Source organism: Clostridium sp. (assembly GCF_021443865.1).
Classification (GTDB): Bacteria; Bacillota; Clostridia; order Clostridiales; family Clostridiaceae; genus Clostridium.
In genome coordinates this window covers 1-6,125 of record NZ_JABUTB010000107.1, presented here as the reverse complement: position 1 = coordinate 6,125, position 6,125 = coordinate 1, and the positions used below count along the sequence as shown (strand labels likewise).

The following is a 6,125-nucleotide window of genomic DNA, read 5'->3' as shown; positions in this document are numbered from 1 at the left end:
TAAGTTTTTTTATATTCTCTATCATTTGAATTATTTGGATAATAGCTTTAAATACCTTCTCATCATCCTTAATATCTAAGTCAAAAACTTGAGCAATAACTGACTCCACAGTTCTAAACTTACTTTGTTTTTTTGCATTATTACTGCATAATTCTTTTGATTTACTTAAAATTTCGTATAGCCTAACTGCTGGATTAGTTGATAATAGCATACTACCCCCTCCATAAAATGTGATACAGTTACTAATTCTATACTCTAATACAGTTCTCCTCTTTTTTTATTCAATCTTAATAGTTTTTTATAAAATAATTATAATTATATTATATTTGCAATTAAAATAAGTCTTTATTATATATAATGCTTATAATTTGTACTTTATGTATATTTTAATTATTTAAATTAATTTTATTAATATTTATTTCATGAATTATATATATCCTCTTCCCATAATAAATTATGGGTATCAGAAATAACTCCTACTTTCATAATTTATCATCACCTTTCTTTATAGTTTTTGATATTATATAATTATATTATAATCACACTTTATATGGAGGAAATTTATATTGTTAAAAAAGATTAATTCAAAAGGAGTATTTCAAATGTGGATTATTTATGCTTTATTATCAGCTTTGTTTGCTGCTCTTACTTCAATATTAGCTAAAATAGGAATAGAAAACATAAACTCAAATCTAGCTACTGCAATTCGTACAGTTGTTGTTTTAATAATGGCGTGGGGAATAGTATTAGTTAATGGTAGCATTAATCAAATTAGCAACATAACTCAAAAAAGCTGGATATTCCTAATTCTATCTGGTATTGCAACAGGCCTTTCATGGCTCTTTTACTACAAAGCTTTACAAATTGGAGAGGCATCTAAAGTAGTTCCAATTGACAAATTTAGTGTTGTAATAACTATGGTTTTAGCCTTTGTAATATTAAAAGAGGCTGCTAGTTTCAAAACTATTTTAGGTGGAATATTTATTACTATAGGTACTTTCATTATGATATTATAACCATAAAAAAGAAACTCAGAACCTTCTGAGTTTCTTCTTTATTATATTATCCTTCTATTATTTTTACATAGAAATCTCTATTTCTTGGTCCATCAAACTCACAAAAGTAAATCCCCTGCCACCTTCCAAGAATTACTTTTCCATCATTTATTATTAAACTTTGAGAAGCTCCTATAGTTGTAGATTTCATATGAGAATGTGAATTCCCTTCAAAATGCCTATAGTTCTTATCAACTGTTGGATATACCTTTTCAAAACCATATATCATGTCTCTTACAACATCTGGATCAGCATTTTCATTAATAGTTATTCCCGCAGTAGTATGGGGACAATAAACTACCATAATACCTTCACTTACATCTGAAGCTTTTAAATCTTCATTTATAATATGTGTTATATCAATCATAGTTTGCCTATCACTTATTGATAAACTATGTTTAAAAACCTTTGACAAATTAAACCCCTCCTCTTTTTAATAATTCTTTTTAATTTTCTTTATAATTCTCTATTACCTCTTTAATAATATTCTTTATTTCAGTTGTAGACAAACCTAATGTCTCTAATCCGCCTATATCACATTTTGCAGTATACTTTATATTGTTATATATTCTTGCATATAGCTGTTTTTTATTATCAAACTTTTCATTATCATCTAATATATACTTGTAAAGTATTCTTGTTTCCTTTTCTATATAATCTCTATCATTCATAATAATCTCCTACTAATTAAATCTATCTGGAACCTAAATTTCCATATTCTATTAAATAAAATTCTAACTCTTTACCATAATAAATTCAACCAAAGTTAATTAGAATTATTCTCGTAATAGCTATATTAAAGATTAAATTCTACTATAAATGTTGTATCTTTCCCAATATTACTTTCAGCATATATTTTCCCATTATGACTTTCAACTATAGACTTAGCTATTGATAGTCCTAAACCATAACCTCCAGTTTCTCTAGCTCTTGATGTATCTACTCTATAAAATCTCTCGAAAATTTTATCTAAATCTTCCTTTTTTATTCCCTCACCTGTATTTCTAACCTTTAACTTTATCTTGTTTTTATCATGATTTAGTTCTACATCTATTTTCCCATTTTTATTAGTGTATTTAATTGCATTATCCAATAATATAATAAATACTTTTTTAATGTTTTCTCTATCTCCTTTTATGGTTATATCATCTTCTATATTAGATGACAATTGAATATTATTTTCAAAAAATACTGCTTCAAAGGTTAATAACACATTATTAATTAATTTACTAATATTAAAGACTTGGAATTCTTCTAGTTCTTTTCCTGTATCTAACTTTGCTAAGGATAACATTTCATCTATAAGCTTAGCCATTCTTTCAATTTGATTATCTATGTAATTAAGCCATTTACTTTGACTTTCTACTGTCTTATTTTTATTAGATAACACTAAAGATGTGTTTGTGCTAATAATAGTTAATGGTGTTTTTAATTCATGTGAAGCATCTGCTATAAATTGCTTTTGCTTCTCAAAACTTTCTTTTATAGGCTTAATGCTTCTATTGGTTAAATAAATACTTATAAATAATAGTAAAATAAGACTTATACCACCAATAGCTATAAATACTCTTAATAAATTATTTAATACACTAATTTGTGGTTCTCTACTCATAATAACTATTTTTACCCCTTTAGGAGTATATTCCTTTAAATATCCATAACTATTTCCATCTATTTTAATTTTATCTAAGTTATTTTCATTATTAATTATTGTATATATAGTATCTTTAAGTATATTTTCATCAATTTCTGTATAGCTAGTAACCTTTGCTATGTTATTATCCGAATCTAATTCAATAATTACACTATCATTCATCATAGGAAAATTTGGTCCTGGTTTTCTAGGATTAGACATAGTGTTATTTAATTCATGTTCTAAGTCCTTATCCATACTTATAGATGTTGATATATAAATTGTTCCAAAGATTAAAACAAAAACCATAGTCAATAAAGACATATTAATTAATATAAATTTTTTCTTTAATTTATCAAACAAGCTTAGTCCTCCAATCTATATCCAACACCTCTAATTGTTACTATATTTACTTTAGACTTTAAGTAAGATAATTTCTTTCTTATAAATGAAATATAAACCTCTATGTTATTGTACTCAACTTCTGAATCAAATCCCCAAAGCTTAGTTATTAAATCATCTTTACTAACAACACATTTTGGCCTTTCCATAAAGTATTTAATAATTTCAAATTCTTTTAAGGTTAATCTTATACTTTCATCATTTGCATCTAAATCATAAGTATTTATATTTAATCTTATATCCCCATAAGTTAATATATTTTCATTAATAACATTACCTTTTCTTCTAGTTATAGATCTAAGCCTAGCTAATAATTCTTCTGAAGCAAATGGTTTTGATAAATAATCATCTGCTCCTAAATCTAACCCTAAAACTCTATCCTCTATTTGAGTCTTTGCCGTCAGCATAATTATTGGGGTGAGAATTCCTTCTTTTCTTAACTTTTTTAATATGCTTAGCCCATCTAATTTAGGTAACATTATATCTAATACTATTACATCATATACATCTGTTAGTGCAAAATTCAGTCCATCTTCCCCATCATAAACTGCATCTACAGTGTATTTATTATTAGTTAGTATTTGAACTAAAGCTTCTGATAATTCTCTTTCATCTTCAATTAAAAGTAGTTTCATTTTATTACCTCCATAATTAAAGTGTTTTTACTATTTTTTCATCTTAATTATTACACAATAAAATTTTACCACAGAAACCTTAAAATAAAATTAAATTTAAGACTATATTAAGGTTGCTATACTAGTATTATTTTGATAGGAGGTGAAATTTTTATGACAAAACCAAGACATGAAATTAAAGTTTTTATCAATTATTCTGATTATCTTTCTATAAAAAATAGACTTAAACATTTTGCAACATTAGATAAAAATGCAGGAAATGATGGTGTTTATCATATAAGAAGCTTATATTTTGATAATTATTCTGATAAAGCTTTAATGGAAAAAATTAATGGATTTAATAATAGAGAAAAATTTAGAATTAGATTTTATAATAATGATCCTTCTTTTATTAAGCTTGAAAAAAAGAGTAAAAGTAATGGGTTATGTTATAAATCCTCTGCTTCATTAACTAAGGAAGATTCTGAAAAAATATTAAATGGAGGTATTGAATTTTTAAAGGATTCCAATAAGGATGTTTTAAAAGAATTTTATTGTAAACTAAAGTATCAATGCCTTAAACCTAAGACCATAGTTGATTATACTAGAGAAGCTTATATCTTCAAGGCTGGAAATGTGAGAATAACTATAGATAGCAACTTAAAGAGTGGATTATATTCTACAAATATCTTTGATGCTAATCTTCCAACCTTAGGTTTAATAAATGAAAATCCAATAATTTTAGAAATTAAATATGATAATTTTCTTCCTGACATAATAAGAGATCTTATTCAAACTAATATCCGTAGTCAAACTGCTGTATCAAAATATGCAGCTTGTCGATTATTTACAGTATAATTTATATTTTGGAGGTAACAAAAATGACTTTTAATGATATTTTTAAATCTAGCTTTTTAGAAAAAGCTTCTTCATTTTCAATTCTTGATATGGTTATAGCACTTGCTCTTGCCTTTGTAATAGGATTATTTATTTTCTTAGTTTATAAGAAAACTTTTAGAGGTGTAATGTACTCTGAAAACTTTGGTGTATCACTAATTGCTATGACTTTAATAACAACACTTATTATACTAGCAGTTACATCAAATGTTGTATTATCCCTTGGTATGGTTGGTGCTTTATCAATTGTAAGATTTAGATCAGCAATTAAAGAGCCCTTAGATATAGCCTTTATTTTTTGGTCAATTAGTATTGGTATAGTTCTTGGAGCTGGCCTTATTCCACTAGCTGTATTTGGTTCTGTTTTCATAGGAATTATATTACTTATATTTGTAAATAAAAAGAGTTCAGATAATCCATATATACTAATAGTAAATTGTAATGATGAAAATAGTGAAACTTTAGCAATGGAGCATATAAATAAATCTGTAAAGAAACATGTTATAAAATCTAAAACTGTATCTGCTAGCAATGGTATTGAGATTACTATTGAAATTAGATTAAAGGAAATGTCAACTAAGTTTGTTAATGAAATTAACAATTTAGAAGGAGTTAATAATGTAGTTTTAGTAAGTTATAATGGAGACTATATGAATTAGCCCATAAGGTGGTGTTAAAAATGATTTCAAATAAATATATAAATGCTATTATAGCTACAATAACTGCTATTGCTGTAATTTTCACTACTTTAATTTATGTTAATTCTAATAATATTACTAATAAAGATTCAAACTCTGCTACTAATTTTCCTTATATTGATACTGTCTTTAATAAGGAAAAAGTAACCGAAATTGATTTAGAAATTAATGAAGATACTTGGAATTCCTTATTAGAAAATGCTATAAATGAAGAATATGTAAATGCTAATATTACTGTTAATGGAACTAAGTACAATAATGTTGGTATTAGAACAAAAGGAAATTCTAGTTTATCTATGATTGCCAATGATAGTACTACTGATAGATATAGCTTTAAAGTAAAATTCGATGAATATGTAAAAGGACAAACCTTAGATGGATTAAGTAAAATTGCATTAAATAATGTAATGTCTGATGCAACTTATATGAAGGAATATCTATCCTATGATTTACTAGATAAAATGGGAGTTCCTACACCTGCCTTTGCCTTTACAAATATAAAAGTAAATGGTGAAGAATGGGGGGTATACTTTGCTGTAGAAGTAATTGAAGAAGAGTTTATTGAAAGAAACTATGGCTCCTTATCAGGAAACTTATATAAACCTGATGGAAATAATATGAACGCTAAAGGCCAAAATAATGAAAATATGAATCAAGGTATGAAACCTGATATGAATAATGTTGAAGATGGAGGAAATATGGCACCACCTGATATGAATAACTCTCAAGGTGGAAATAATATGGTTCCACCTAATATGGATAATCCCCAAGGTGGAAACAATATGGCTCCTCCTAATATGGATAACTCTCAAGGTGGAAACAATAT

General features: G+C 26.0%; 8 protein-coding genes and 1 pseudogene. 4 read left to right on the top strand and 5 right to left on the bottom strand.

Going from position 1 to position 6,125, the window contains the following annotated elements; translation table 11 throughout:
- Positions 1 to 211 (bottom strand): annotated as a pseudogene (locus HUJ77_RS13890) (hypothetical protein); the annotation flags it as partial.
- A gap of 391 nt (positions 212 to 602) precedes the next feature.
- Between HUJ77_RS13890 and HUJ77_RS13885 the strand changes: the two are divergent.
- Entirely contained in the window at positions 603 to 1,016 is a 414-nt protein-coding gene (locus tag HUJ77_RS13885) for an EamA family transporter (protein ID WP_291709595.1), read from the top strand.
- 46 nt (positions 1,017 to 1,062) lie between these two features.
- Here the strand turns inward: HUJ77_RS13885 and HUJ77_RS13880 are convergent, their stop codons facing one another.
- The 4 genes from HUJ77_RS13880 to HUJ77_RS13865 form a co-directional block, all read right to left on the bottom strand.
- Positions 1,063 to 1,470, bottom strand: a complete 408-nt coding sequence (locus HUJ77_RS13880; protein ID WP_291709591.1) for a secondary thiamine-phosphate synthase enzyme YjbQ — start codon at positions 1,468 to 1,470, stop codon at positions 1,063 to 1,065.
- 31 nt (positions 1,471 to 1,501) lie between these two features.
- Positions 1,502 to 1,726 carry a hypothetical protein gene (locus HUJ77_RS13875; RefSeq protein ID WP_291709589.1) on the bottom strand — a complete coding sequence of 75 codons (225 nt, stop codon included), beginning with the start codon at positions 1,724 to 1,726 and terminating at the stop codon, positions 1,502 to 1,504.
- 125 nt (positions 1,727 to 1,851) lie between these two features.
- Positions 1,852 to 3,051 (bottom strand): ATP-binding protein, encoded by a 1,200-nt coding sequence (locus HUJ77_RS13870; protein ID WP_291709587.1) that lies wholly within the window; start codon positions 3,049 to 3,051, stop codon positions 1,852 to 1,854.
- A gap of 2 nt (positions 3,052 to 3,053) precedes the next feature.
- Positions 3,054 to 3,725, bottom strand: a complete 672-nt coding sequence (locus HUJ77_RS13865) for a response regulator transcription factor (RefSeq protein ID WP_291709585.1) — start codon at positions 3,723 to 3,725, stop codon at positions 3,054 to 3,056.
- A 147-nt stretch (positions 3,726 to 3,872) separates the two neighbouring features.
- Here HUJ77_RS13865 and HUJ77_RS13860 point away from each other — a divergent pair, with 147 nt between their 5' ends.
- The 3 genes from HUJ77_RS13860 to HUJ77_RS13850 all read left to right on the top strand — a co-directional run.
- On the top strand, positions 3,873 to 4,562 hold the full coding sequence (locus tag HUJ77_RS13860; RefSeq protein WP_291709593.1) for a polyphosphate polymerase domain-containing protein: 690 nt from the start codon (positions 3,873 to 3,875) through the stop codon (positions 4,560 to 4,562).
- Positions 4,563 to 4,585: 23 nt separating this feature from the next.
- On the top strand, positions 4,586 to 5,260 hold the full coding sequence (locus HUJ77_RS13855) for a DUF4956 domain-containing protein (RefSeq protein WP_291709583.1): 675 nt from the start codon (positions 4,586 to 4,588) through the stop codon (positions 5,258 to 5,260).
- Positions 5,261 to 5,280: 20 nt separating this feature from the next.
- The coding region (locus HUJ77_RS13850) for a CotH kinase family protein (RefSeq protein ID WP_291709581.1) at positions 5,281 to 6,125 on the top strand (845 nt) is incomplete at its 3' end.